We start from the raw sequence: 26,016 nt of genomic DNA on the forward strand, positions 1-26,016 counted from the left end.
ATCCGTCGCTTCCGATGGCCGGAATCCCCCTTACCGGCCGGCTTCACCAGGCTATGAAAAGAGACGCCAGGACCACCGCCAGGTTGTAGAGCGAATGGGCGGCCATGGGGGCGAAAAGTGAATCCGTCTTCTCGTAGAGATAAGCCAGGACCATTCCCACCAGCACCAGGGAGATCATGAAGGGAGGCTGGAAATGCAGGGCCCCGAAGATGATCCCGTTGACGGCTATCGCGGCTCTCGGCCCCAACCTCCTGCGCAGGGCGGAGTAAAAGAGCCCCCGGAAGAATATCTCCTCGAAAACGGGAGCGAACAGGACCACCACCATGACCACCAAGGTGAGTCCGCCCCCGCCGATCCCCCTCAGCTCCTCCGTCTCTCCCACGGAAGGCGGCCTACCGGCTATCAGATAGAAGAGGAAATATAGAGCGAAGAAGGCTGCGTAGCTCAACGTCAGGGCCGCCACGCCTCCGCCCAGCCCTGAGAGCAGCAGCCTCAGAGGCCGGTCCCAGTTCAGACCCAGTTCCTTCCATCCCCTTCCGTGGCGCTTAAGGATCCAAGCCGTGCACAGGATTATCAAGGGGCAGAAGAAAAGAGCGTAAGAGAGATATTCGTAGAAAAGCGGGTTCTCGGTGGTGAGCATGAGCACCACTCCCAAAAGGTTGTAGATCCCGAAGACGACGAAAAGGGCCGCGGTCACCTCCGAGAGCTTCCAGTCCGCCCTCCACCAGCGGCGTTCCCTGGGCTCTTCCGGCTCGGGCGGCTCTCCGGCCGCCGCAAAGGAAGGGGGTGGCGCGGGAAGGTATCCGGGTCCCGGATAAGGTGGGGATGGCGGAATGGGGGAAGAGGGGGGTGGCGGTCCCGTGAAAGGACTGGGCGGCGGAATGGAGGGCGGGGGATACGGGCCTGCGCCCGGCGGGACGGGAGGCACATGGGTGCCCGGCCCCCACGCCTGAGGGGCGGCCGCGGCAGAATGGCATAGGGGACAGTGGTGCCGGTAACCCACGAGGCGGTCGCAGTCGGCGCAAACCGCTCGCCCGCAGGAGACGCAGATGGCTTTGGCGCGCTTCAGAGGGTGCCAGTAACAGCGCGGTCCTTCGACCTCCCGGCCCCCATCCACCCGGTCTTCCCCGGACATTCAGGTCTCCAGTACCAGCTCCGCTATCTGCACCGCGTTCAGGGCCGCACCTTTGCGCAGGTTATCGGCAACCACCCAGAGATTGAGGGCCCGGGGGCAGGAGAGGTCGGCCCGGATGCGCCCCACGAAGCAGGGGTCCTTTCCTGCCGCATCAACGGCAAGCGGGTAGCGGAAGGTATCGGGGTCGTCTACCACCTCTACCCCTGGCGCCTCGGACAATATGCGCCTCGCTTCCTCCGGGGAGATGGGATCCTCGAACTCCGCGTTCACCGACTCCGAGTGGCCGATGAAGACGGGCACGCGCACCGTGGTGGCGGACACCGGGAGATCGGGAATTCCCATGATCTTCCTGGTCTCCTCCACCATCTTCATCTCTTCCTTGGTATATCCGTTGGGGTGGAAGACATCGATATGCGGCAGGCAGTTGAAGGCTATGGGATGCGGATACACCTGGGGGACCGGTTCCTCCCCCCTGAGCACCGCCTCCGTCTGGGCCCGCAGCTCATCCACGGCCTCCCTGCCGGTGCCGGAAACCGACTGATAGGTGGATACCACCACGCGGCGCAGTGGTGAGCGGTCATGGAGTGGCTTTAGCACCACCACCATCTGGATAGTGGAACAGTTGGGGTTTGCGATGAGCCCCCGGTGGCCGAAAGCCGCCTCGGGATTTACCTCCGGCACCACAAGGGGGACATCCGGATCCATGCGGAAGGCGCTGCTGTTGTCCACCACCAAGGCTCCCGCTCGCACGGCGTGAGGAGCGAAACGCCTGGATATCTCCGCGCCGGCGGAGAAGAGGGCCAGGTCAATTCCCTCAAAGGAGCTCTCTTCCAGGACTTGGACCTCGATCTCCTCGCCGCGGAAGGGAAGGCGTCTCCCCCTCGAGCGCTCCGAGGCCAGAAGGCGCAGCTCGGACACGGGAAATCGACGCTCCTCGAGGATCTCCCGCATGGTCATCCCCACCATCCCCGTGGCTCCTACAACGGCCACGCGGTATTCCTTTCCCATGGTCGCCTCCAGTGCTGGTACCAGCGATCAAGCTCTCATCACCACGCCGCGGTCCAGGCCGAACTTGGCGTGTATCGCTCGCACCGCCTTCTCCACGTCCTCCGCCCTTATGACGCAGCTTATCTTGATGGTGGAAGTGCTTATCATCTCGATGTTTATGTCGTTCTCCGCCAGGGCGGCGAACATGTCCGCCGCTACGCCGGGGTGGGTCCGCATGCCGGCTCCCACGAGGCTGACCTTGGCGATATCCCGGTCCACGCTGACGCCTCCCGCCCCCAGCTCTTCCGCCACCCGGGCGGTTATCTCCTCCGCCTTCTGAAGGTCTTCCTTGCTCACGGTGAAGGAGATGTCCGTCCTCTGGTTCTCGCTGACGTTCTGAATGATCATGTCCACGTTTATGTTCTCCGCCGCCAGGGCCTTGAAGAGGGCCGCGGCGACCCCTGGCCGATCCGGCACGTCGAAAACGGTGACCTTGGCCTCGCTCACGTCGTGGGTCACCCCACTGATGATGGCCTTCTCCATGCGCTCGTCCTCTTCGGTTATCCAGGTGCCTTCTTCCTGGGAAAAACTGGACCTCACGTGAATCACCACCCCGTAATTCCTCGCAAATTCAACGCTGCGCAGCTGCAGGACCCTGGCTCCGGTGGCGGCCATCTCGAGCATCTCCTCGTAGGAGAGCCGGCTGAGTTTCCGCGCCTCGGGCACCAGGCGCGGGTCTGCGGTATAAACACCGTCCACGTCGGTATATATCTCACAAACCTCCGCGCCCAGGGCGGCCGCAAGGGCCACCGCCGTGGTGTCCGAGCCCCCCCGTCCCAGGGTGGTTATCTGGTCGTCGAGGGACACGCCCTGAAAACCGGCCACGATCACCACGCTCCCCTTCTCCAGCTCCTCGAGTATGCGGCCCACCTTGACGTCGAGGATCTTGGCCTTGGTGTGCGCGCTGTCGGTGACGATGCCCACCTGGGCCCCGGTGAAGGATATGGCCTCGTGTCCGAGTTCGTGCATGGCCATGGAGAGCAGGGCCACGGAGATCTGCTCCCCGGTTGCCAGGAGCATGTCCATCTCCCTTGCTCGTGGCCGCGGGGTTATCTGATAGGCCAGCTCCACAAGCCTGTCGGTGGTGTCCCCCAGTGCGGAGATCACCGCCACTACGTGGTAGCCCTTGCTGCGGGTCTCCGCGATGCGCCTGGCCACGTTCTTTATCTTTTCCGTGTCGGCAACGGAAGTCCCGCCGAACTTCTGCACGAGAATCCGCTTTCCGTCCATTTTCCAGATAATGACTATTATTCCGCGGTTTGCCTTTCTGCCGGCTTTTTCTCTTTTTACGCCGGGGCCATGCGGCTGTCAAGGCGTCAGAGGTCGTGTCTCCCCTTGAGGGCTCTCCCCAGGGTTACCTCGTCCGCGTACTCCAGGTCCCCTCCCACCGGCAATCCGCTGGCGATGCGCGTCGCGCGCACACCAAGGGGTTTGAGAAGGTTGGCCAGATACATGGCCGTGGCCTCGCCTTCCACCCTTGGATTGGTGGCGATGATCACCTCGCGAACCCCGTCCCGGCGCACCCTCTCCAGGAGCTCCCGGATGCGCAGCTCCTCCGGCCCGATGCCGTCTATGGGAGATATGGCGCCCCCCAGGACATGGTAAAGGCCACGGAACTCGCCCGTCCTCTCCACGGCCACTATGTCTTGAGGGCGCTCCACAACGCATATCAGGGCCGGGTCACGCCGGGCATCGGCGCAAAACTCACAGAGCTCCTCTTCGGAGAAATTAAAGCAGCGTCGGCAGTAGGAGATCTTTTCCCTTGCCTCGACGATGGCGCGGGCCAGGGATTGGGCTTCCTCGGGCGGTACCTTGAGAAGGTGAAAGGCAAGCCGTTGGGCTGTTTTCGGCCCGATGCCCGGGAGCTTGGAAAGTTCTTCCACCAACCTGGCGAGGGGAGGCGTGTACAACACTTCTCCCTCCTAGAAGAGCCCCGGTATCTTCAAGCCCTTGGTGAAGGCCCCCAGCCTTTCTTCCGCCAGCTCGCGTGATCTCCTCAACGCCTCGGTGACCGCCGCCAGCACCAGGTCCTCAAGCATCTCCACGTCCTCGGGGTCCACGACCTGCGGGTCGATCTTTATCTCCAGGATGTTCTGCTGGCCGTCGGCTACCGCTTTGACCATCCCCCCTCCGGAAGTGGCCTCCACCCTCTCCTCGGCCAAGGCCTCCTGCGCCTCCAGCATCTGGCGCTGTAACTTCTGGGCCTGCTTCATCATCTTCTGAAGGTTCCCGTTCATGCTCCACCTCCTCATGGCGCGCTCCCAGGACGCCGGGCGGCCGCCCGCCCCTCGTATAGCGGGAACGTCATTCCTGGAGCTTTATCTCCTCCACCATCTCCGCTCCGAAGATGTCCTTCAACAGCTTCACCTTCCCCGTCTCCCCACTCCCGGCTTCCTTTCCGCCTGCAACCCCCGCGTCTTTTTCCACGTCCTCCACCGCCCGTCGCGGCCTCGCTTCCGCCTGAGGCCCCGGGACGCCCCCCTCCTCTCCGGAGCCGGGTGTCCTGCCGGCCACTTCACCCCTCGCCGCCTTTCCGGACCTTGAGGATGCGGCTTGCGTCCTTCCGCCCGTGGAGGAAGCCTCGGTAGACTCCCGACCCTCCCCCTCCAGAACCGCGTTAACTCGCAGGGGGAATCCGAGTACCTCCTTGAGGGCGCGCTCTACCACGCTCTTGTGACCTTCCTTGCTCAGCTCCCCGTGATGAAAGGAGCGGTCGGCGGGAAATGAGATCACCAACCGGTCCCCTTCAAGACGAGCGGGTTTTCCCTCCAGCAACAGCGCGTGGGTCGGGACTCTTATCTCCTTCACCCGCTCCCTGATCCGGGGCCAGGATTTCCGAATCGTCGCGAAGTCCACTCCGGATGCCGGCGCGATATCGCGGGCAGTGGCAGCCGCGGTTTCCTCCGCGGCGACCTCCGTCCCTTCCGGGAATTCCCTTTCCGTCACCCCCTCCGCGGCCTCGCCCCCTTCCGACTCCTCCTCGGGAACCCCGCCGTGGGTCCCCGAGCCCGAGGCCACAACCGCTTTCACTCCGCGAGGGGTTGCGCCACCCCCAGTACGGACCTTCTCGCGGGGCTCCGAGGCCCCGGCCTTCGAGTGCGCCAGCCTCTCCACCCTTTCCTCCAACCTCTCAAGGCGGGCGAGAACGGCCTCCGGGGTGTCCTCGAGCTCCTCCCTGACCATGGATATCAGCGTGCTCTCAAGCACCAGACGCGGGGAGGAGGAATTCCTCATCTCCTCGCGGGCACGCCCCAGAGCGGCTATGAAGTGGAGGGCCCTCTCGGGCGAAAGGCGGGGGGCCTGTTCGCGCAGCCTGAGCAGGGAATCCTCGTCCACCTCCAGGTCCACTGGTCCGAGATCGGCGTGCTGGAGGAGCAGTATCCTTCGGAAATGTTCCTGGACCTGAGACGCGAAGTGCTCGAGGTCCTTTCCCTCCTCGTGGACCCTTTCGATCATGGAGATCACCGCCTGGAGATCGCCCTCGATGAGCGACTCTCCCATCCCCAGGAGCAGCTCGTCCTCAATGAGCCCCAGGAACCCGGCGGCATCGGATTCCTCCACCACCCCCTCACCATAGCTGGCTAGTTGTTCGAGGGAGACCAGGGCGTCGCGCACTGATCCTCTCGCGCGGCGCGCCACCAGGCGGAGGGCCTCCGGGGTGATCTTGAATCCTTCCTCTCCGGCCACCCTCTGGAGATATTCAGCCAGCAGAGGAGCGGGCACACTGCGGAAGTCGTGTCTCTGGCAACGGGAAAGGATGGTCTGAGGGAGCTTGTGGGGTTCGGTGGTGGCCAGGACGAAGACCACGTGCGACGGCGGCTCCTCGAGCGTCTTGAGGAAAGCGTTGAACGCTTCCTTGGTTATCATATGGGCCTCGTCCAGTATGTAGACCTTGACCCGCGAGGAAGCGGGGGTGAAGATGACCCTTTCCCGTAGATCCCGGATGTCGTCAATGCCTCGGTTGGAGGCCGCGTCTATCTCCACCACGTCCACCGAGGTGCCGTCGGTTATGGAGCGGCAGGAGGAACAGCGGTTACAGGGATTGGGCGTGGGGCCCTCCTCGCAGTTGAGGGCCTTGGCCAGGATGCGGGCGGTACTCGTCTTCCCCGTTCCCCGCGGACCGGCGAAGAGGTAGGCGTGGGCGATATTGCCGGAGCGAACGGCATTTGCCAGAGTCCGTGTCACGTATTCCTGGCCCACCACTTCCTCGAAGGTCTGAGGGCGCCACTTGCGGTAAAGAGAGATGTAGGCCAACTCTTATCTTCTCCCGGTCTTCCGTCACCGGCTGACAGCAGGTAAATATATGTGATCGTGCACCCGCCTTCGACTCCCGGCCCCGAGCGCTACGCCGGTAGCCTGCTCCGGTCAGGTTGGTCTGCGGCACCCGGGAAGGTTTGCTTACCGCTGCTTCCTTCCGGACCTGACGGGGTTCGCAAGTTCCCGTTGCGCAGGACCCGACCTTCAACGCCGCTTGCCGGCGCGCCATACTCAAGACCGGAGAGCCTCAGTTGGGAATTAGGCCCCGCTATAGCGGATTGCGGGTACAGGGCACCGCTAGCTCCCCGCTTAGCACGATCACGATATAAGTATAGCACGCCCCCGCGACCCCCGCGGCGGCCCGGTTTTGGCGCCGGTTGGTTACGCCGCAATCCCCGACCGACGGGCCATCGCCCCACGCCACCCCGGTCCGCGAGCCATCGCCCCGCGCCCGCGACCGGGCTCAAGCCGGGGCGGCGGGGAAGGGGAGGGAGGCCGCCGTGTATAATAAGAGGTGAAAAGGAGGCCGGATGAACGAGGACTCGGTAAGGGAAAGGGCTTCCACCGGCATCGCCAGGCTCGACGAGATGATGGACGGCGGGCCGTACCGCGGTTCGGTGACCCTGGTGCTGGGGGCGCCCGGAACTGGAAAAACCTGCCTGGGACTTGAATTTATCGCCAGGGGAGCTGAGGAATTCGGGGAGCCGGGGCTTATCGTCACCTTCGAGCATTTCCCGAAAAAGCTTCTCCGTGACGCGATTTCCCTGGGCTTCGACCTCCAGGAACTGGAGCGGAGAGGCTTGGTGCGCATCCTCTTCACCTCCCCGGAGATCTTCTTCGAACAGGCGCAGGCCTCGGGCGGGCTCCTTGACACCATGGTGCAGGAGCTCGGGGCGCGCAGGATCCTGGTGGACTCCATCTCCCACCTGGAGAGGTTGACCCGCGACCCGGTAAAGATGCGGGAGATCGCCTTCACCTTCACCAACGCACTCCTCCGGCACGGCCTCACCGCGCTGGTCACCCAGGAAGACCCGGGCATCACCGGAGACATGGCCGCCGCCCAGTACGGCATCTCCTACCTGGTGGACGCGGTCATCATCCTGCGCTACGTGGAGCTCGATTCCTCCATCGCCCGGGCCATGCTGGTGTTGAAGCAGAGGGCCAGCTCGCACGACAAGTCCATCCGGGAGTTTCGCATCACAGGTCGAGGCATCCAGATCGGCGAACCTTTCTCCGACCGGGAAGGGGTGCTTTCCGGGTTGCCCCGCAAGAGGGAGATCGACGCCTTCGTCGAGGTCTTCGGCCCCAAGGGGAAAGCCGGGAAGGGGGAGGTGAAATAGGTGGCGGAAAAGATCCTCGTCGTGGACGACGACCGCGAGATGGTGGAACTCATCGAGCTCTTCCTGGGCAACGCGGGATACACCACCATCTCGGCCTTCTCCGGGGAGGAGGCGCTGGAGAAGACCTTCCGGGAAAAGCCCGATCTCATACTCCTGGACATCATGATGCCCAGGGTGGACGGGTGGGAGGTCCTTCGCCGCATCAAGAACGACCCCGAGGCGAAGGACACTCCGGTGGCCTTCATCACCGCGCGCACCCAGAACATCGACAAGATGATCGGGCTATCGGTGATGAAGGCGGCGGGATACATAACCAAGCCTTTCAGCAAGCAGGAGCTTCTTACCGAGGTGAGGCGCATCCTGGACGAACGCAGGCGTGGCTCGGGCTCTTCCTGAACGGGCCCGGGTGCGACCTCAAGCCGGGAAGGGGAGAGCGGTGACGTCCTACGACTGGCTTAAGACCTTGTCCCTTTTCCTGTGGTTGTACAACACCTCCGCTACCGCCGTGGTGCTGGTATATTTCTACGGGATATGCCGGCTCGCGGAGAACAAGTTCGGTGGCCGCACCTTCCCCGTCCTGATCATCCCCTTCTTCATCCTCATGGGGATGAGCACGTTCATCTTCTCCGTGGGGGAGTCGATAGTGGCCATATACCTTCACCTGGCGATCTGGCCGGCGCTGGCGGGCGCATGCCTCTTCGTGGTGGTCTACAGGGCTTATCGCCTGATGTTGGGAAGATGATCTACCTTTCCTCGTCTCTCTATATACTCGGACCCCTCTCGGTGGGGACCATGCTGCTGCTCCTCATGGCCCTCAGCAGGCGTCTGGGAGAGGCTCTCGAGATGCCTCCCTACTACCGGTTTTTCGGGCTGGCGGTGTTTTTCTTCCTCCTCCCCCTGCCCGTCGCATGGGTACTCCTGTTGCTCAAGGCCTGGGGGCTCCCCGAACCCGACCCCCGTACCGCTCTGGCGATAAAACTGGCGGTGGCCTCATTCCCCATGACCATCGCCATCTCCTTCGCCTTGCCTACCGTAGCCCGGTACTGGAACTGGATATGGGGCGAGCTTCGCGGCACGCGCCGGGAGGGAGGTGAGGGGGATGAGCAGGCGCGCTAGCCTCATCCTGCTCGGCGTATGCGCTCCCGTACCCCTGGCCCTGCTCTGCCTGGCCTTCACGGCGGCGGGCGAGAGGAGAGCGGGGGTGGTCTTCGCCGCCCTGACCCTGGCCTCTCTTCCTCTCTCCGCCTCCCTTCTCCTCAAGTCGCCCGCCCGGCGAAACCGCCCCTCACAACCTTCCGCCACCCGGTGGGAGGCCTTCCTTTCCCTTTTGCCCATACCCGCCGTGCTTGTGGAGGGGAGCGGGCGCATCCTGGGAGCCAACCCGGCGGCTCGCGACCTGGCGCGCTCCGCGGGAAGCGACCGCGACCTTGAGCCCGGCATGAGCATCGGCGAGTCCTTCCTTCCCCCCTTCTTCGGCAGCTGGCCCCTCTACCTGGGGAAGGCGCGCAAACAGGGAGGGACGCTGGACCGCGATTTCGAGCCCTACTTCCTGGAAGACCGCTCCGGGGTGTGCCGGGTGCGAATAAGCCCCGCTCACGCGGCTTCGCCGGAAGCGCAGGGGGGCGAGCTTCTGCTGGTGCTCGTGGAGGACATCACCGCCGAGGCGCGGGAAAAGGCAGCCCTCCGGGAGGTATCGGAACGCGAGGCGGGGCTCTTCGAAAGCGTTCCGGTGAAGATCGCCGTGCTGGACCGCAACTTCAGAGTCCTGCGCTGCAACCGGCCCATGCAGGAATGGGTGAGCGAGGCTCTGGGCGTCGACCCCCAGGACCTACAGGGCCTCCCGGCACTGGACATCATGCCTCAGGAATTCCGTGCCGACTGGAAGCACATCTTGCGCCGGGTCCTGGTGGAGGGGCGCTCGTTCGAGCAGCCGAGGGTGCACCAGGAGGTGGGAGGCACGGACCATTTCCACCGCGTCCGCCTGCATCCCCTGCTGGACGAACAGGGCAACGTGCGCGAGGCGCTCCTTCTCTTCGAGGAAGTGAGCGAATATGTACGTCTGGAGCGGCGGCTTGCCGAGACCACCGATTACCTCAACCTGCTCATAGAGAGCCTCAACGACGGCTTTTACGCCATGGACGCCGAGGGCCGCTTCACCTTCTGCAACCAGGCCTTCCTGGACATGCTGGGCCTCAGCCATCCCGACGAGTTGATGAGCAGGGAGCCCCGCGAGGTCGTGGTCCCGGAAGAGGTGAACAAGGTGGAGCGGATGATGGAGAGGCGGCGCAGGGGAGAGAAGGTCTTCTTCGAGACCTCGTTGCGCCGGGCCGATGGGACCGCACTCCCGGTGCAGATAAGCTCGGCACCCGTCTTCCGCGGAGGAAACATGGTGGGAATCGTGGGCATCGCTCACGACCTCAGTGAGCGCCGGCGCCTGGAAGCCATGGTGGAGCAGAGCCACCAGGACCTGGAAAGGGCGTACGAGGAGCTTTCGGTGTTGGACAAGATGAAATCCGACTTCATAGCCATCGCCTCACACGAGTTGCGAACCCCGCTCTCCATCATCAAGGGATACGCGGATGCCTTCCAGTTCGGAGAGCTGGGGGAACTCACCCCCTTCCAGATGGACAAGATAAAGATCATCAATTCCCGCGCGGACCAGATGACCAAGATCATCAACGACCTCCTGGACATCACAAGGCTGGAGGAAGGACGCCTTGTGGGCAAGAAGTGGCCCGCTCCCGTCGAGGGGCTGATCGCCAACGCCGTTTCGGAATACGGCAACCAGGCCGCGGAGAGCGGCCTGGAGCTCATATCCTCCGTGGAGGAAGGGCTCCCGCCGGTAAGCGTCGACGTATGGAGGGTCCATCAGGTGCTGGAGAACCTCATCGGCAACGCCATAAAGTTCACTCCTCCGGGAGGGACGGTCGAGGTCTCGGCTCGCCGCTCGGCGGAGGAGGGCATGGTGGAGTTCGAGGTCCGGGACACCGGGCCCGGAATACCCCTTCACGAACAGAAGAAGCTTTTTACCATGTTTTACCAAGTAGAGACCGATTCCACGCGATCGGCCGGAGGCCTCGGTTTGGGGCTGGTGATATCCAAAGGCATCGTGGAAAGCCATGGAGGTCGCATCTGGGTGGAAAGCGAGCCGGGGAAGGGATCCGCGTTCAAGTTCACCCTTCCCGTTCACGAGGGGGAATGAGGGGTGCAGCTCATCTCTCGCGGAGATCGCGGCCTCCCTGTGGCCGATGTCCAGAAAAGACTGCACGAGCTGGGATACTCACCGCCGGGCATGGAGATCGAGATGCGGGAGTCCTCCTTCGGGGAGGCCACGGAGGCGGCGATACGCGAATTCCAGGCCGCCCGGGGGCTGCGTCCGGACGGCCGCGTGGACGAGGTCACCTGGCGGGAGCTGGTGGAGGCTTCTTTCCGGCTCGGCGACCGCTTTCTCTACCTTCGAGTGCCCCCTTTCCGCGGCGATGACGTCAGGGAGCTCCAGGCCTATCTAAATCGCCTTGGCTTCAACGCCGGCCGCGAGGACGGGATCTTCGGCCAGGAGACCGACAAGGCCCTGCGGGCCTTCCAGCACGACATGGGACTCCCGGTCGACGGCATTGCCGGAACCTCCACGATCTCCTGCCTCCTCAGGTTGAAGCACGGCATGAAGGAGACCAGCGTAGCCGTGGTCCATGAGACCCTGAGGGACGGGGAGGACCGCGGCCTGAAGGAGCGCCTGGTGGTCTTGGACCTCGATCCGGGACAACCCGAACTCGTGGAGGTTTTACGCAGCGCCTCCGAGGCCCTCAAAAGAATGGGAATAATTTCCATATATACCGGGGGGCCCGAATCGCCCGACTCGGAGAGCCGGCGTGCCCTCAAGGCCAATCAGGAAGGAGCGGATGCGGTCCTCGGATTCCGGCCCGGCGACACCGATCGCTTCCACGTCTTCTTCTTCGGAAGCGGGCAGTATCTTTCGCCCCGCGGCAGGCGCCTCGCGGAGCTGGTGGCCTGCGGCTTGGAGAAAGGGCTCGGCCTTCCCGTATCGCCTCCCGCCCCACGGAGCTATCCCTTGCTGAGGGAGACGCGCATGCCCTGTGTCGTGGTGGAGTGGCCTCCCAGGAGGGAGATCCCCCCGGGCCTGGGCCCGGCTCTGGCGAGAGCCCTCGCCGATTACTTCAGCCCCCCGGAGGAAGAAGGCGGAAATTCCTGACCTCGCCTCGCCAGAGCCGACATCCGCCTCGGGCAACGGAGGAGTCTCCCAAGGCGGGCCTGCGGCGAGCAAGTGCCGCATATCAGGTGGCGGGAGGCTCGATGTCCTCGATTATCACTTCCACTTCCTCGACCTTCACGTCGGTGAGGCCTTCCAGGTATTCACGAACCTTATTCCTCACCTCACGCGCTAGCGAAGGAAGGTTGACGCCGTATTCCACCCTGAGATGGACGCCCAGGCGGTAGGCTCCCTCCACGTTCTCCACCTTGATGCCTTTGTGCACGAATTCCCGTTTCACCCTTGAGGCCAGGCTGTCCACGGGGCTGCGGTAGCAGGATACCACGCCCGGCACCTGGCAGGCTGCCTGCGCCGCCAGGGTGGCGATGGCTTCCCGTGATACCTCCACTCCTTCTCCCTTCATGGCCGCCTCAGAGCTCCCTGGTCCCGTGCCTGATGGAGCTTATCACCACCCTGCCGTCGGATACGTTGAAACGCATGGTCCGACCGTAATTCCCTCCGGTATCCTCCGCCACCAGAGGGATGTTCAATTCCCGTAAGGCCCTCTTTGTCGCCTCCACGTTCCTCTCCCCTATCTGCATGCCGATGGCTGGGCCGGGGACGTTCTTGGGATTGGTGGCACCGGGAATGGTGAACATACAGGCACCGCCGGCGATCTTGGCCTTGATGTCCCTTCGGCGGGAGCCCAGTTTTTCCATCTCCTCCACCATGGCCCTGATGGCGGTGTCGGCGTAGCGTCCCGGCTTACCCGGCCTGCTTATGGCCTTGGAATCGGGAAGCATGATGTGGGCCAGGCCGCCGATCTTTTTCCGCTCGTCGTAAAGGGCCACGCCCACGCAGCTCCCCAGCCCGTAGCTGGCCAGAACGTGGGGGTTGTGGGTCACGTAGTATTCGGCCACCCCCACGTTCACCACTTGCTCGGTCAGGGTTTCTTCCATCAATCCGTAGTCACTCCAAGCCTTCCCAGGATTATATCCAGGGACCCCAGGTCCGGGAAGAGGATCAGGTGCCCCCTTATCTTGTGCTGCAGAACGTCAAACTCCGTCTCGATGACCAGGACGTAGTCCTCGGACTGGCTTATCTCCACCAGGATGAAATCGATGATGGCCCCCGCCATGTCCATGGCGAAGCCGGGAACCGAAGGCTTGAGGAGGATGCCGGTCATCTGCGAGAGGGCATTGAGATAGGACCCCGCCAGGATGCTTCCCGTCTCCTGGAGCGCGGATTGCTCCACCACCGTGAGTTCGCCGCCCTCCATGCCGGAGACCATGAGGTGGGCGAGCTCCCGCGCGCTCTTCTCCTCGAGCAGGAGGAGCATGCTTCCCGATGCGTCCCCGCTGATGTGTAGATAGATCCCCACCACCGGAGTCTCCGCCCCGCCCACCAGGTCGGAGACCTTGACCAGCGGGACCAGGGAAGCGCGTGGCACGCTGAGCATCACTTTCTTGTCCACCATGGTGGAAAGGGCTACCGCAGCGTTTCCGGATCCTATATTTCCCACCTCCCTCAAAGCGTCCAGCTGGAGAGGGGTGAGCCCTTTCCTCTCGGCCATGACTCCTCCTTTCCCGGTCCTCGTGCCCAACGTCCTTGTATTATCAGGATATCAGGCTCGGTATGTCCAGTATGAGCGCCACCTCTCCCGTCCCCAGGATGGTGGCGCCGCCGAAACCCCGTATCCCCTTCAGGAACCTGTCCAGGCTGGTTATGACGATCTCCTGCTGACCGAGCAGCTCGTCAACGGCTATGGCCACCGTGCGGGGGGACACCTCCACCACCACAACGGGGAAGGTCCCGCGGCCGTCGTCCTCCGGCAACCCCAGGCAACTGGCCAGCCTCAGGAGGGGGAGGGTCTCGTTGCGCAGGAAGATCACCTCCTGGTTGGAGACGTATCTTATCTCGTGGGAAGAAATCACCGCCGTCTCCGAGACCGTCCCCAGTGGGATGGCGTAGGTCTCGCCCTGCACCTTGACCAGCAGGGCCTGGATTATGGCCAGGGTCAGAGGCAGCTTCATGGCGAAGGTCGTCCCCTCCCCCTTGCTGGTCTGCATCACCAGCATCCCGCCCAACGACTCTACTTTGCTGCGCACCACGTCCAAGCCCACCCCCCGCCCCGAGATCCCGCTCACCTCCTGGGCGGTGGAAAAACCTGGAGTGGTCAAGAGGCGGAGCAGCTCCTCGTCGCTGAGGCTCTTCTTCTCCTCTGGGGAGACCAGCCCTGCCCGCACCGCCGCCTCGTACACCTTGCGTTCGTCGACTCCTTGCCCGTCGTCGGTCACCTCTATGGAGACGTAGTTGCGATCCCTTCTGGCGGCCAGCCTGATGCTGCCCCTCCTTGGCTTGCCCCGCGCTTCCCTTTCTTCCGGGCTGTCGATTCCGTGGTCCACGGCATTGCGTAGGAGATGCATGAGGGGATCGCTTATCTCGTCAAGTATGGTTCGGTCCAGTTCGATATCCCTTCCCTCCATGGTGAAATCGATCTCCTTGCCGCGGCTCTTGGCCAGGTCACGCACCATGCGCGGAAAGCGGTTGAAGACGTGGTCCACGGGGACCATGCGCGTCTTCATCACCTCGTCCTGCAGATCGGCGGTAAGGCGCGCCGTCTGGGCCAGGGCCTCCTTCAGTTCCGGGATGTTGTAAGAAGAGGCTATCTCCTGGAGGCGAGTCCGGTTGATCACCAGCTCGCCGATGAGGTTCATGAGGTTGTCCAGCCTGGCGATGTTTACCCTCACACTCTGGGTGCGCACCGGGGCGCCCACTCCCGGGCGGTCGAACTCCGTCCCCGATCCCGGGGCCGCGGCTTCGGGGCCCTCCCGTGTCTCCCCTTCCATGACCACGGGCGCCACCTCCTCCCCGACGGCGAGGAACTCCACGTCTGAGACCTCGGCAATGGTCATCAGATCGCGGCGGAGACTATCCTCGCTTTCCGTCGTGATGAGGCTTACGTCGAAGGAGCGCTCAAATTTCTCGTCCTCCAGGTCCTCCATGGAGGGTTGTGACCCTGTTATCTTCCCCACTCTGGAAAGCTTCTTGAAGACCATGAACACCCTGACGGACTTAAGGGCGCAGTCCCTGTCCAGGGTGACCCGCAGGCGGACCTCCCTCTCCTTTCCGGCGGGCGTCTCCGCCTTCTTTTCCTCGGGGGCCGTGCCCTCTTCCTCCTTTTCCCCTCTCGTGATGGTGGGCCTGAGGGCCCCAACCGGGCCCTCGCGCCGGACCGCGACCTCGTAGGGGGGCTTGCCTCCTCCATAAGCCTCCCGCAAAGCCTGGATTACGGGCTGGGTGTCCACTGTCCGGCCGCTTTCCTCCGCTATGGCCGCCACTATGGAACCCAGGAGGTCAAGGCAGCCGAAAAGGAGGTCCACGATCTCCGTGCTCGCCTCGATGTCCCCGCTGCGCAGCCCGTCAAGGACGTTTTCCATCTCGTGGGTCAGCTCGGTCAGCTGGTCGAAACCCATGGTGGCCGACATGCCTTTAAGCGTATGCGCGGAACGGAATATCTCCGTGAGGACGTCGGGGTTCCCCGGGTCCTTCTCCAGTTCCACCATGGCCTGATTCAGGGCCTCGAGGTGTTCCTGGGCCTCATTGATGAACAATTCCTTGTACTGGGACACGTCCATGTCCATGGGCCGTCACCTCGAGAGGGCCTATTCGGTAAGTTGCAAAAGCTCCAAGACCTTCTCCGGTATCTTCTCCAGGGAGACCACCCAGTCCACGAAGCCTCTGTCGATGGCCACCTTGGGCATGCCGAACACCAGGCAACTGGCCTCATCCTGGGCTATGGTGATGCCTTGGTTCTTCTTTATCCTCTCCATTCCCCTCGCTCCGTCCGACCCCATGCCGGTCATTATCACCCCTATGGTCCGCGGGCCGAAGGTCTCCGCTGCGGTTATCATCGTGGTGTCGATACGGGGGGTGGCGCCGGCGCGGTTGGCGGAATCCATGAGCTCCACCCTCCCCAAGCCGCTGCGATCCGGGCTCACGATGAGGTCCTTTCCCCCGGGGGCCACGAGAACCGTGCCCGGCTTGATCTCTTCGCCGTCCTCCGCCTCCCGAACCGGGAGCTCCGAAAGGGTGTTGAGCCTGGCGGCGAAGGAGCGCGTGAAGACGCCCGGCATGTGCTGGACGATGAGCATGGCCGCCGGCATGTCCCTGGGGAACATGGGCAGGATCTCCGCAAGTGCACGAGGTCCGCCCGCCGAGGCTCCGATGACCACGAGCTTCTCTCGCCTTCCGGGCTTCACGGCCGGAAGGGTCTTCCTCCTCTCCTTATGCTTCGGGTAACCCGCTTTCACCCTGTCCCGGGCGTGAAAGGCAGTCTTTATCTTGAGAATCACCTCCTCGCGGACCTCCTTTACCGCCGAGGGGTAGTGAGAGGGCTTGGCGATGAAGTCCACTGCCCCTAGTTCCAGGGCTTTCAGGGTGGCCGCCGCCCCTCTTTGAGCCATGGCGCTGAGCATCACCACGGGGAGGGGCATCTTTCGCATGATGTATTCCAGGGCCGTGAGGCCGTCCATCTCGGGCATGTGGATGTCCATGGTCATGACGTCGGGTTTGAGCTCGGCAACTGCCCGGATGGCTTCCACCCCGTTCGTGGCCAGGCCAGCCACTTCCATGTCCGGATCGCCGCTTATGATGTCCTTCAGAAGCTTGCGCACTAAAGCGGAATCGTCGACTATCAGCACCCTGATCTTGCGGGGCAAAAAGTTCACCTCCTCCCCTTCAGGGGAGAAACGCTCAGCTCTTGAGCGCTTTCTCGACCGCCTCGATGACTTTCGAAGGCTGGAAGGGTTTGATGATGAAGTCCTTTGCCCCCGCCTCAAGCGCCTCCACCACCAGCGGTTGCTGGCCCATGGCGCTGCACATCAGTATCTTGGCGTTGGGGTCTATCTTCATGATCTGCCTGACCGCCTCGATGCCGTCCATCTCAGGCATGACGATATCCATGGTCACCAGGTCCGGCCGCATTTCCTTGTACCGCTCCACCGCCTCCACGCCGTTCTCGGCTTCTCCGATCACCTCAAAGCCGTCCTTGGACAGGATATCCCTGATCATCATGCGCATAAAAAGGGCGTCGTCGACGATCAGAACGGTCGGCGCCATCCTCCCCTCCTTTCCTTTAGGCTTATCGGAGTTTCCGGTACTCGCTCTCTTCTCGGCCATACCTCTCAGCTCCCGTGCTCGTGATGTTTCTGACGTAGCCTTTGACGCCCCGCCCCAGGTCCCCTACCGGCCGGGGTCCGTCTTTCGTCTCCGCCTATATATATCGAAAGGTGCCTCTTCTTTCCTAAAACCCAAGTCCCGCCATCTCCTCCAGGGAAAGTATCTTGGTGAGGTCGAGAAGGATGATGAGGCGATTGTCGTGTTTCACCACCCCCTGGAGGAAGGCGGCGGAGACGTCGGAGGCCAGCGAGGGGTTGGGCTCCACGGCCTCGGAGCTCACCCGCAACACCTCGGAGACCGAGTCCACTATCATGCCCACCTTGACCTCCCCGGCTTCCACCACTATGATCCTCGTCTCGGGGCCCCTTTCCCCGGAGGGGATGTTCAACCGCTTGGCCAGGTCTATGACGGCGATGATCTGCCCGCGGAGGTTGATAATCCCCTCCACGAAGTGGGGGCTCTTGGGCATCCGCGTGATCTCCTCCATGCGGATGATCTCCCTGACCTGGGTCACCTCTACGGCGAACTCCTCCCTTCCCAGGCCGAAGACCACCAGCTGCATCTCCTCGGCCGCCCTCGCTTCCTCAGCCATCTCCATCTCCTCCCGCCTGGACCGCTCCGGCCCTAAACTCACTATATCCCAACCGGCTGCGGCCCTCAATGAAGCCTGTCGCTCAAAGCCTGAACCGCCGGTGCATGGACCGAAGTCTGTTGGCTATTTCTTCCAACTCCTGAGCGGCAGCGGTTACTTCCTCCATGGCCGCAGTCTGTTCCTGGATGGAAGCGGACACTTCCTGGGTGGAGGCCGCGGATTCCTCCGAGATCCCGGCGATGGAGCTCATGGCCTCCACGACCTTTCCGCTCTTCTCGAATATCTGTTGTGTGGCTTCATAGATGGCGGACACCTTCTCGGCGATGGCCTTCGAGGCCTCGTCGATCTCCCTGAGCATCTCCCTGGCCTCGCCGACCACCATGTTCCCCTCGTCGGCCACCAGGGTCCCGCCCTCCATCCCTTGGATGGTGCGGTCGATCCCCCGCTGTATCTCCCTCACCAGGTTGGCAATCTGGGAAGCCGCCTTGGCCGACCCCTCGGCCAGGTTGCGCACCTCCCCGGCCACCACCGCGAAGCCCCGGCCCTGCTCTCCGGCGCGGGCCGCCTCGATGGCCGCGTTGAGGGCCAGAAGGTTGGTCTGGTCGGCGATGGAGGTGATGACGTCCACGATGAGTCCGATCTGTGTGGAGTGCTCCCCCAGCTCCCTTACCGCGTCCGCCGAGGCGTCGACGGTGGCCTTTATCTGCTGCATCTTCTCCGTTGCCCGCTGCACGGCCAGCACGCCCTTGGCGACCGTGTCCCGCGCCTGCTGGCTGAAGTGATCGGCCTCCTGGGAGCTCTCCGCCACCCTGGAGATCTCGCTGACTATCTCGCTTACCGTGTTCTGGGCCTGCATGATGGCGTTGACCTGCTCTTCCGCACCCCGCGCCAGCTGGGAGACCGTGTTTGCCGTTTCCTGTGCCGTCTCGGTGGTCTCCCGGGACACACCCGCCATCATCTCACTTGCCGAGGTGAGCTGGTCCGCCGTCTCCGCCTGTTCCCTCAACATCTCGCGCATGGAATCCGCCAGGTCGTTGAGGGCCATGGCGAAGCCGCGCAAAAGCCCGCTTCTTTCCTCATCGGCGTGAACCGTGAAGTCGCCCTCCCTGAGCCGATCCAGTATCCGCCGCAGGTTGCGGACGGGTAGGAGATATACGGGAATCACATACGCGGCAGCCGCGGACATGGTCAACGTGATGGTGATGGAGCCGAACAGGAGGCCTACCAGGGCGGGGTTCCAGGAAAGCTTGGCGGCGGCGTAGGCGATCCCGATGTTCAGCGCGATCCCCAGGGGAAAGACGATGGCCGAGGTGATGGCCACGAACCTGGCGATGCTCTCCGCGGCTTTCTTTATCTCCGCTTCACGAGAATCCATTTTTTCCCCACCCCTCCTGCCTCAGACCTTGAAGCCGCCCACCAGCTGGTTGAGCTTCTCCGCCATGGCCGCCAGCTCGGCCGCGGCCGCCGCCATCTCCTGCATGGAAGCCGTCTGTTCCTCCACCGTAGCGGAGGCCTCCTCGGAGGAGGCAGCTGTCTCGTCGGCGATGCTGGCAATCTCCGTGATGGCCTTCAGGGCCTCCTCGTTCTCCTTCACCTGTCGCCTGGTTATTTCCGCTATCTCGTTGGCATAGCGCGATGTCGTCTGTATAGTCACCGCTATCTCCTGCAGGGCCTTGCCCGCCTTCTCCACTACCTCGGTCCCGCCCTTGACCTGCTCGATGGCCGAGTCGATGCTTGTCCTCATGCGGTTCACGCCGCTCTCTATCTCCCTTATGAGGTTGGCAATCTGCTCCGCTGACTTACGGGAGTTCTCCGCAAGGTTGCGGACCTCCTCGGCCACCACCGCGAAGCCTCGACCCTGCTCTCCGGCGCGGGCCGCCTCGATGGCCGCGTTGAGGGCCAGAAGGTTGGTCTGGTCGGCCACGGAGGTGATGACGTCCACGATAATGCCGATCTGCATGAACCGTTCCTCGAGCCCGGCACTCGCTTCCACCACCGCCTCGGCTGCTTCACGGATCACATCCATGGCCGTGGCCGTTTCCACCGCCGCCTCGGCTCCTCTCTGGGCGATCTCTATGGCCTCCATGGCGGCCTGGTTCGAGAGGTCGGCCTTCTCCGCCATTTCCTGGATGGAGGTGTTCATAAGCTCCATGGAGTGCGAGGTCTCCAGCACCCTTCTGGCCTGCTCCTCCCCGCCTTTAGCGATGTGGGCGATGGTGTTGGAGATATCCTGGCTGGAAGCGTTCATCTGTTGTATTACCGCCGACATCTGCTCAGCGCTGCTGTTGAGGTCGGAGGCGATGCGGCTTATCTCGGCCACCGATCCCTGCAGGGCCCCGATCATGGCGTTAATGCTGTCGGCGAGACTTCCGAACACTCTCCGGTCGCGCACCACCACCCGACGGGTGAGGTCTCCGTCGCCTGCGGAAACCTGCTGTATCTGCCAAGTCATCTCCTTCACCGTTCCGGTTATCCACCTGTAGATCAAGGTGATCCACGCGGCGGCCAGGACCGCTTCCGCCACCAACAAGGCCACGAAAAACCCCCACGCCACACGCAGAAGGCCCGACGCGGACTTCGCATCCTTCCTGGCGGCGTCCAGTTCCCCGGCCTCGGCGGCACGATCCGCCCTGGATGCCCCAGCGGACAGGATCACCGTCCCCAGGAGACAAGCCGCTAGAGCCAGGGCCGTAAAGACAATGCCCGCGGTGAAGGCTGCCCGCCTGGTGCTCATCCTGAACCTTCCGCCGTCAACGGTCGCGGCCGCCTTGTCCATGCGCCCTTCCCTCCATCCTCGCTGCCGGGACCCGGGCTATCACGGCTGCTTCCCGGGCACGACAGATCCTCCGGCCATTCCGCCACTGGCATAATCGGCAACCGTTCATAATAGTTTTATATTCAGCCTGCGGTCCTTCCTTCCGGGGCGCGGTCATTTCCTCATCTTCCTCGCTTTCCGGTCCCCGAAAGGCCTCCTTGCCTCTGCCCTCCGGCTTGGCCGTAGCGCCCCTACCCGGCACCATGCACGGAAGGCGGGCGCACCGATACCAGGGCTTTAAACCCGGACATAGATCCTCTCTTTTCTTCGCCAGGGCTTGAAACTCGATCCCTCCGAACCCGCGATGGTCTCGCTCTTGCCAAGGACCAGGAAGCCGCCGGATCGAAGGCATTGAGCGAAGATGTCCAGTATTTTCACCTGCTTCTCCCGTTCGAAATATATGAGTACGTTGCGGCATAGTACGAGGTCCAGGTGGCGCAGGGGCGGCCTGCGCATAAGGTCCAGCAAGACGAAGCGGACCGGCCTTTTTATCTCCTCCTTCACGCGGTAGCCCTTACCTTCCCGATGGAAGTACCTGTCCAGCTCCATGCCCGGAAGCAGCCTGACGTTCTCGTAATAGCCTTCCTTGGCTATTCTCAAAGCCTCGTCGTCCAGGTCGGTGGCTGTGATGCGCAATATCCATGACGTGCTGAGGCCCCTTTCCCTTATGGCATCATGGAATAATATGGAAAGAGAATAGGGCTCCTCTCCGGTGGCGCATCCGGCGCTCCACACCCTCAGGTTATATGATCCTATCCTTCCTTTATAATCGAATATCTCGGGTATGACCCAGGAGCGCAAGGCCTCGAAGACGTCCGGATCGCGGAAGAATTCCGTGACGTTGATGGTCAGGTCGTTTATCAGGCGCTTGTACTCCTCGGGGTGTTGGCGCACGTACTGGCGGTAGTGAAGGTAGTCGCTGCAACCGGTGGCTCTCATGCGCACGCCGATTCGCCGCCGCAGATAATTTGGCTTGTACTGCTTGAAATCGAGGCCGAATTGTGAGCCGAGATACCGCAGGAGAAGGTCGAAGCCCAGATCCTCCCTTCCGGAGTTCCCCCGTGCCTCTTCCTGTTCCCTATGCGCGCTTTCGTTCATCGCCCCACCGATTTCCAGATATATATCGGCATGACGTCATTTTTCTCGGTCCGTCTATTCGTGTGCGCGCAGGCTTAAGTCGTCCACGCCTGTGCCTCAAGCCTAATATTTATCGTCTCCACGCGCCACGCCCTTGAAGGCCCGCCCCCCGGAAATCCCGGAAATTAAGCCGTTCCTCCATGGCGCCATACCCTCGTTATCTACCTGCCCCGGTCTTTCCGGCCAGGACATCGACCGCCACCAACCGCCGGCGTTGCCCGCCCGCGTTCGAGGGGTGATGCGGCCATGTCGGGAGCCTGCCCCCGCTTCCTTTCTCCCGGAGCCCCTTTCATCATATCCGCCTCCCTGGTGGAGGTGCTGTATACTACAGGACATACGGCGTTGCCCGCCCGCGTTCGAGGGGTGATGCGGCCATGTCGAAGAGGTTCGTGCTGGATCCTTTCGGTGACAAGTACGCTCACCGCACCTCCAGCATGCTCTCCTCCGAGATCCGCGACCTCCTGGCCGTCACCGCCCGCCGGGATATCATCTCCCTCGCCGGAGGCCTACCCTACACTCAGGCCATGAATCCCGACATGATACTGGGTCTGGTAGAGGAGATCCTGCGGGATGATTGCGCTGCGGCCTTACAATACGGACCGACGGACGGATACGCCCCCCTTAAGAGAAGCCTGGTCGAAATCATGCGCGAGGAAGGTACCCCCTGCCTTCCTGAGGACATCATCGTCACCAACGGCGCTCAGCAAGGCTTGGAAATAATTTCCAAAATATTCATAAATCCCGGCGACGACATCGTCACCGAAGCCCCAAGCTATGTAGGGGCGCTAAACAGCTTCCTCAGCTATCAGCCTCGCATCCACGCCATACCTGTCGACGAGGAGGGGATACTCCTCGACCGCCTTAAGGAGACCCTCGAGGGTCTTTCCGTGCAAGGCCGCAAGGTAAAGTTCATTTATACCGTGCCCAACTTCCATAACCCCGCAGGTGTCACCATGAGTACCGAGAGGCGTTACGGCCTCCTGCAGCTGGCGGAGGCTTTCGATTGCCTTGTGGTGGAGGACAATCCTTACGGGTTGCTTCGCTTCGAGGGTGAGCCTTGCCCGACTCTTCGCAGCCTGGATGAGAGTCGGGTGATTTACTTGGGGACCCTTTCCAAGATATTCTCCGCGGGCATGCGTATAGGGTGGGTGGCCGCCCCTCATCCTGTCCTGGAGAAACTCCTCCTGGCAAAACAGTCGGCGGATCTATGCACCTCGTCCTTCACCCAGCGGATCGCTCACCTTTATTTCGCCAGCCAGGACTGGAGGGGTCAGGTCAGGCAACTGGTGGAGATTTACCGGGAGCGGAGGAATGTCATGCTGGAGGCCATGGAGGAATTCCTCTCCGGAATCGCGTCCTGGACGAGACCCCAGGGAGGCCTCTTCCTGTGGGTCACCCTTCCGGAGTTCATAAAGACCTCCGACATGCTGGCATCGGCCATCGACGCCAAAGTGGCTTACGTCCCCGGCAGAGGCTTTTTCCCCTATGAAGGGGGCGAGAACAGCATGCGGCTTAACTTCAGCTACCCTGAACCGGATATGGTCTGGGAGGGCATCAAGCGTCTGTCAAAGGTGGTAAAGCGGGAGGTCGCTCTGGCCAAAGCCCTCGGCATGGAGGGAAAAGCGAGCGGCAGATCCCGCACGAAGGAATAGGGGGTTAAGGACGATGCGCATAGGTGTTCTCATGGGGGGAAGGTCCCTGGAACGGGACATCTCCTTGCGCTCCGGGAGGAGGGTTTCGCGGGCTCTCCAGGAACTTGGGCATGACGTAGTGGATTTCGACATGGACGAAAGCCTGGTCCCCAACCTGAAAAAAGCACGTCTGGACCTCGTGTACATCGCCCTCCACGGAAAGTTCGGCGAAGACGGGACGGTGCAGGAACTGCTGGAAATCCTGGGCATCCCATATACGGGCCCGGGGGTCTTTTCCAGTGCCATGGGTTTCAACAAAGCCCTTTCCAAGGAGGTCTTCATCCGAAATGGCATCCCCACACCGCCCTTCTTCGTGCTCAGCGAGGCAACCTTCGAGGAAATGGGCGCTCTGGCCGCCTTGTCCACGGCGGGAGAAAAATTAGGGTACCCCCTGGTGGTAAAACCGGTGGCCCAGGGCTCAGCGCTGGGGATAAGGGTCGTGGAAAAAGATGCGGACCTGCCGGAGGCCGTGCGTTCGGCTCTCCATTACGACGACCGGATCCTCCTGGAGAAATTCGTCTCCGGCACCGAAGTCGCCGTGAGCATCCTCGGCAACGACGAACTTGAGGTCCTGCCCATAGTGGAGGTAGTCCCGCGCGGCGGCTTTTTCGATTTTGAATCCCGTTACACCCTCGGGGCTACCGACTATTATTGCCCCGCACGCCTCCCAGATGAAACCGCTCGCAGGGCCACAGAGGTGGCCCTCAAGGCCCACCGCTGCCTGGAATGTCAGAACCTCTCCAGGGTGGACATGATCGTGGACGAGGAGGGCGTGCCCATGGTCCTGGAATTGAACATAAGCCCGGGGATGACGGAGTCAAGCCTCTTGCCAATGGCCGCGGAAGCGGCAGGCATATCCTTTACCCGCCTGGTGGAGCGCCTGGTAGAGCTGGCGATGGAAAAATACGCTTAACCGGCGGGGGTTTCCTCGACCTGAACGCCGATCTCTCTCAGTAACCTCTTCAGGTCCTTTTCCCCTTTAAACTCGATGACGATCTTGCCCTTCCTCTTCCCTTGCACCACCTTTACCCGGGCCTGGAGGCTGGCGGAGATCAGCTCCGCATAATGCTGCAGTTGTTTCGGCTTTTCCCTGCTCCTTCCCTTTTCTGCTCCGGCACCGCTCAACCTTCTCCGGACCAACTCCTCCGTCTCGCGCACGGAAAGGCCCTCCTCGATTATCCGCCTGAGAAGTTCCCCCTGGTACGGGTCGCCCTGCAGGGCCAGGAGTGCGCGGGCATGGCCCGCTGTGATTTCCTCGGCCACCACTGAAGCCTGAATCTCAACTGGAAGTTGAAGTAAGCGTAGCGCATTGGCCACCGCTGACCGAGACTTGCCGACTTTCTGCGCTACCTCATCCTGTGTCATGCCGAACTCCTCTATGAGCTGGCGGTAAGCGGTGGCTTCCTCTATGCCGTTAAGATCATCGCGGTGTAGATTCTCTACCAGCGCCACCTGCAAGCACTCCGATGGCTCGGCCTCCCTTATCACCGCGGGTATCGACTGCAGTCCCGCCAGCTGAGCGGCCCTCCATCTTCTTTCCCCGACCAAAAGCTCATACCCCGCTCCCGAGGGTCTCACGATCACCGGCTGGACAACGCCATGCTCTTTCAGGGACGCGGCTAGCTCTTCCAGGCTGTCTTCCCTGAACTTCTTCCTCGGCTGAAGTGGGCTGGGTGAGATGCTGTCCACCGGTATCATCTCATAGCGCGGTTGTTCCCCCGCGGCACTCGAAGATATCAACGCCCCGAGCCCCTTCCCCAATCCTCTTTTAGCCATGCAACATCACTTCCTTCGCTAACTCATGATAGGCCAGCGCTCCTTTGGAGGTCGGATCGTACTCGGAGATGGGTTTTCCGTAACTCGGCGCCTCGCTCAAGCGAACATTCCTGGGAATCACAGTGCGAAACGTCTCCCTCGGATACTGTTTTCTCACCTCCTCCATGACTTGCTTGGAGATGTTGGTCCGCGGGTCGTGCATGGTCAGGAGGATGCCGCCGATGCGGAGTCCTGGATTAAGATAGACTTTTATCTTCTCTATCGTCCGTAGCAACAACACAAGGCCCTCGAGAGCATAATATTCACATTGTATGGGAATCAGAACCTCATCGGCCGCCGCAAGAGCGTTGACCGTGAGCAGCCCCAGGGATGGCGGGCAATCGATCAATATTATGTCATATTCCCCCCTCACTGTCTCTATACCCCTTTTCAGCCTGCTCTCCCTGGAGAGCACCGAAACGAGCTCGACTTCCGCTCCCGCTAGGCGAAGCGATGATGGTGCCAGGTCTAAGCCTGGAGTGGATGTGGGGACGATTACTTCCCTCAGCGGCACTTCGTTCACCAGCACATCGTATATTTGTTGCCCGTCCAGACACGGCCCAACCCCAAGGCCGCTAGTGGCATTGCTCTGAGGATCGAGGTCGACGACAAGTACGCGCCTCCCCTCCAACGCCAAATATGCCCCTAGATTGATGGCCGTGGTGCTTTTTCCCACTCCTCCCTTCTGGTTGGCAATGGCCACCACCTTTGCCGACCTACTAACGTCCTGCGAGGTCATTTCCTCCTCTTGCATGGCCCTCACCCCTTGCACGCTTCCTTACCAGGCCCAGCGAATCTT

Annotated in this window: 26 protein-coding genes and 1 other RNA gene; 8 read left to right on the plus strand and 19 right to left on the minus strand. The window is 62.3% G+C overall.

Going from position 1 to position 26,016, the window contains the following annotated elements; all coding sequences use genetic code 11:
- Positions 1-43: 43 nt before the first annotated feature.
- The 7 genes from H7007_RS09515 to ffs form a co-directional block, all read right to left on the minus strand.
- On the minus strand, positions 44-697 hold the full coding sequence (locus H7007_RS09515) for a CPBP family intramembrane glutamic endopeptidase (RefSeq protein ID WP_287154999.1): 654 nt from the start codon (positions 695-697) through the stop codon (positions 44-46).
- Between the two features lie 438 nt (positions 698-1,135).
- Positions 1,136-2,143: an aspartate-semialdehyde dehydrogenase gene (locus H7007_RS09520; RefSeq protein WP_287155000.1), complete on the minus strand. Its 1,008-nt coding sequence runs from the start codon at positions 2,141-2,143 to the stop codon at positions 1,136-1,138.
- A 27-nt stretch (positions 2,144-2,170) separates the two neighbouring features.
- Positions 2,171-3,412: an aspartate kinase gene (locus H7007_RS09525; protein WP_287155001.1), complete on the minus strand. Its 1,242-nt coding sequence runs from the start codon at positions 3,410-3,412 to the stop codon at positions 2,171-2,173.
- 86 nt (positions 3,413-3,498) lie between these two features.
- Positions 3,499-4,095 (minus strand): recombination mediator RecR, encoded by a 597-nt coding sequence (gene recR, locus H7007_RS09530; RefSeq protein ID WP_287155002.1) that lies wholly within the window; start codon positions 4,093-4,095, stop codon positions 3,499-3,501.
- A gap of 9 nt (positions 4,096-4,104) precedes the next feature.
- Positions 4,105-4,419 (minus strand): YbaB/EbfC family nucleoid-associated protein, encoded by a 315-nt coding sequence (locus H7007_RS09535; RefSeq protein WP_502754852.1) that lies wholly within the window; start codon positions 4,417-4,419, stop codon positions 4,105-4,107.
- A 67-nt stretch (positions 4,420-4,486) separates the two neighbouring features.
- Positions 4,487-6,436: a DNA polymerase III subunit gamma/tau gene (gene dnaX, locus H7007_RS09540; protein ID WP_287155005.1), complete on the minus strand. Its 1,950-nt coding sequence runs from the start codon at positions 6,434-6,436 to the stop codon at positions 4,487-4,489.
- Between the two features lie 55 nt (positions 6,437-6,491).
- Positions 6,492-6,757: signal recognition particle sRNA large type (gene ffs, locus H7007_RS09545), an RNA gene on the minus strand.
- 212 nt (positions 6,758-6,969) lie between these two features.
- Here ffs and H7007_RS09550 point away from each other — a divergent pair.
- The 6 genes from H7007_RS09550 to H7007_RS09575 are packed head-to-tail and all read left to right on the plus strand — an operon-like array spanning position 6,970 to position 11,989.
- Entirely contained in the window at positions 6,970-7,779 is an 810-nt protein-coding gene (locus tag H7007_RS09550) for an RAD55 family ATPase (RefSeq protein ID WP_287155006.1), read from the plus strand.
- Positions 7,780-8,175, plus strand: coding sequence for a response regulator transcription factor (locus H7007_RS09555; RefSeq protein ID WP_287155007.1), 396 nt, complete (start codon positions 7,780-7,782; stop codon positions 8,173-8,175).
- A gap of 40 nt (positions 8,176-8,215) precedes the next feature.
- Positions 8,216-8,521: a hypothetical protein gene (locus tag H7007_RS09560; protein ID WP_287155008.1), complete on the plus strand. Its 306-nt coding sequence runs from the start codon at positions 8,216-8,218 to the stop codon at positions 8,519-8,521.
- A complete protein-coding gene (locus H7007_RS09565) occupies positions 8,518-8,895 on the plus strand; it encodes a hypothetical protein (protein WP_287155009.1) in 378 nt (125 codons plus the stop codon). Before H7007_RS09560 ends, H7007_RS09565 begins: the two co-directional genes overlap by 4 nt.
- A complete protein-coding gene (locus H7007_RS09570; RefSeq protein WP_287155010.1) occupies positions 8,879-10,981 on the plus strand; it encodes a sensor histidine kinase in 2,103 nt (700 codons plus the stop codon). The genes H7007_RS09565 and H7007_RS09570 overlap by 17 nt, the downstream gene beginning before the upstream one ends.
- A gap of 3 nt (positions 10,982-10,984) precedes the next feature.
- Positions 10,985-11,989 (plus strand): peptidoglycan-binding protein, encoded by a 1,005-nt coding sequence (locus H7007_RS09575; protein ID WP_287155012.1) that lies wholly within the window; start codon positions 10,985-10,987, stop codon positions 11,987-11,989.
- Between the two features lie 82 nt (positions 11,990-12,071).
- Here the strand turns inward: H7007_RS09575 and H7007_RS09580 are convergent, their stop codons facing one another.
- The 10 genes from H7007_RS09580 to H7007_RS09625 form a co-directional block, all read right to left on the minus strand.
- Complete coding sequence (locus H7007_RS09580) at positions 12,072-12,410, minus strand: Asp23/Gls24 family envelope stress response protein (protein ID WP_287155013.1); 339 nt, start codon at positions 12,408-12,410, stop codon at positions 12,072-12,074.
- Positions 12,411-12,417: 7 nt separating this feature from the next.
- A complete protein-coding gene (locus tag H7007_RS09585; protein ID WP_287155014.1) occupies positions 12,418-12,945 on the minus strand; it encodes a chemotaxis protein CheD in 528 nt (175 codons plus the stop codon).
- Positions 12,945-13,559: a chemotaxis protein CheC gene (locus tag H7007_RS09590; RefSeq protein ID WP_287155015.1), complete on the minus strand. Its 615-nt coding sequence runs from the start codon at positions 13,557-13,559 to the stop codon at positions 12,945-12,947. Before H7007_RS09590 ends, H7007_RS09585 begins: the two co-directional genes overlap by 1 nt.
- A 43-nt stretch (positions 13,560-13,602) precedes the next feature.
- On the minus strand, positions 13,603-15,630 hold the full coding sequence (locus tag H7007_RS09595) for a chemotaxis protein CheA (RefSeq protein WP_287155016.1): 2,028 nt from the start codon (positions 15,628-15,630) through the stop codon (positions 13,603-13,605).
- A 21-nt stretch (positions 15,631-15,651) separates the two neighbouring features.
- Positions 15,652-16,716: a protein-glutamate methylesterase/protein-glutamine glutaminase gene (locus H7007_RS09600; RefSeq protein WP_287155017.1), complete on the minus strand. Its 1,065-nt coding sequence runs from the start codon at positions 16,714-16,716 to the stop codon at positions 15,652-15,654.
- Between the two features lie 25 nt (positions 16,717-16,741).
- Positions 16,742-17,107: a response regulator gene (locus H7007_RS09605; protein WP_350340641.1), complete on the minus strand. Its 366-nt coding sequence runs from the start codon at positions 17,105-17,107 to the stop codon at positions 16,742-16,744.
- A gap of 184 nt (positions 17,108-17,291) precedes the next feature.
- Positions 17,292-17,759, minus strand: a complete 468-nt coding sequence (locus H7007_RS09610; protein WP_287155019.1) for a chemotaxis protein CheW — start codon at positions 17,757-17,759, stop codon at positions 17,292-17,294.
- An 82-nt stretch (positions 17,760-17,841) separates the two neighbouring features.
- The gene (locus H7007_RS09615; protein ID WP_287155020.1) at positions 17,842-19,134 is read right to left on the minus strand and encodes a methyl-accepting chemotaxis protein; all 1,293 of its coding nucleotides are present in this window, start codon (positions 19,132-19,134) and stop codon (positions 17,842-17,844) included.
- A gap of 21 nt (positions 19,135-19,155) precedes the next feature.
- Complete coding sequence (locus tag H7007_RS09620; RefSeq protein WP_287155021.1) at positions 19,156-20,535, minus strand: methyl-accepting chemotaxis protein; 1,380 nt, start codon at positions 20,533-20,535, stop codon at positions 19,156-19,158.
- A 276-nt stretch (positions 20,536-20,811) separates the two neighbouring features.
- Positions 20,812-21,672 (minus strand): CheR family methyltransferase, encoded by an 861-nt coding sequence (locus tag H7007_RS09625; RefSeq protein ID WP_287155022.1) that lies wholly within the window; start codon positions 21,670-21,672, stop codon positions 20,812-20,814.
- A 413-nt stretch (positions 21,673-22,085) separates the two neighbouring features.
- On the opposite strand from H7007_RS09625, the gene H7007_RS09630 reads away from it, so the two are divergent.
- The gene (locus tag H7007_RS09630) at positions 22,086-23,363 is read left to right on the plus strand and encodes an aminotransferase-like domain-containing protein (protein ID WP_287155023.1); all 1,278 of its coding nucleotides are present in this window, start codon (positions 22,086-22,088) and stop codon (positions 23,361-23,363) included.
- Positions 23,364-23,376: 13 nt separating this feature from the next.
- The gene (locus H7007_RS09635; RefSeq protein ID WP_287155024.1) at positions 23,377-24,315 is read left to right on the plus strand and encodes a D-alanine--D-alanine ligase family protein; all 939 of its coding nucleotides are present in this window, start codon (positions 23,377-23,379) and stop codon (positions 24,313-24,315) included.
- On the opposite strand, the gene H7007_RS09640 is transcribed toward H7007_RS09635, so the two are convergent.
- Together H7007_RS09640 and H7007_RS09645 are read right to left on the minus strand one after the other, a co-directional pair.
- The gene (locus H7007_RS09640) at positions 24,312-25,178 is read right to left on the minus strand and encodes a ParB/RepB/Spo0J family partition protein (RefSeq protein ID WP_287155025.1); all 867 of its coding nucleotides are present in this window, start codon (positions 25,176-25,178) and stop codon (positions 24,312-24,314) included. The two genes, H7007_RS09635 and H7007_RS09640, sit on opposite strands and share 4 nt — an antisense overlap.
- Positions 25,171-25,971, minus strand: a complete 801-nt coding sequence (locus H7007_RS09645) for a ParA family protein (RefSeq protein ID WP_287155026.1) — start codon at positions 25,969-25,971, stop codon at positions 25,171-25,173. Before H7007_RS09645 ends, H7007_RS09640 begins: the two co-directional genes overlap by 8 nt.
- Positions 25,972-26,016: the final 45 nt, after the last annotated feature.

The organism is Candidatus Solincola tengchongensis (assembly GCF_015711935.1).
Classification (GTDB): domain Bacteria; phylum Actinomycetota; class Geothermincolia; order Geothermincolales; family RBG-13-55-18; genus Solincola_A; species Solincola_A tengchongensis.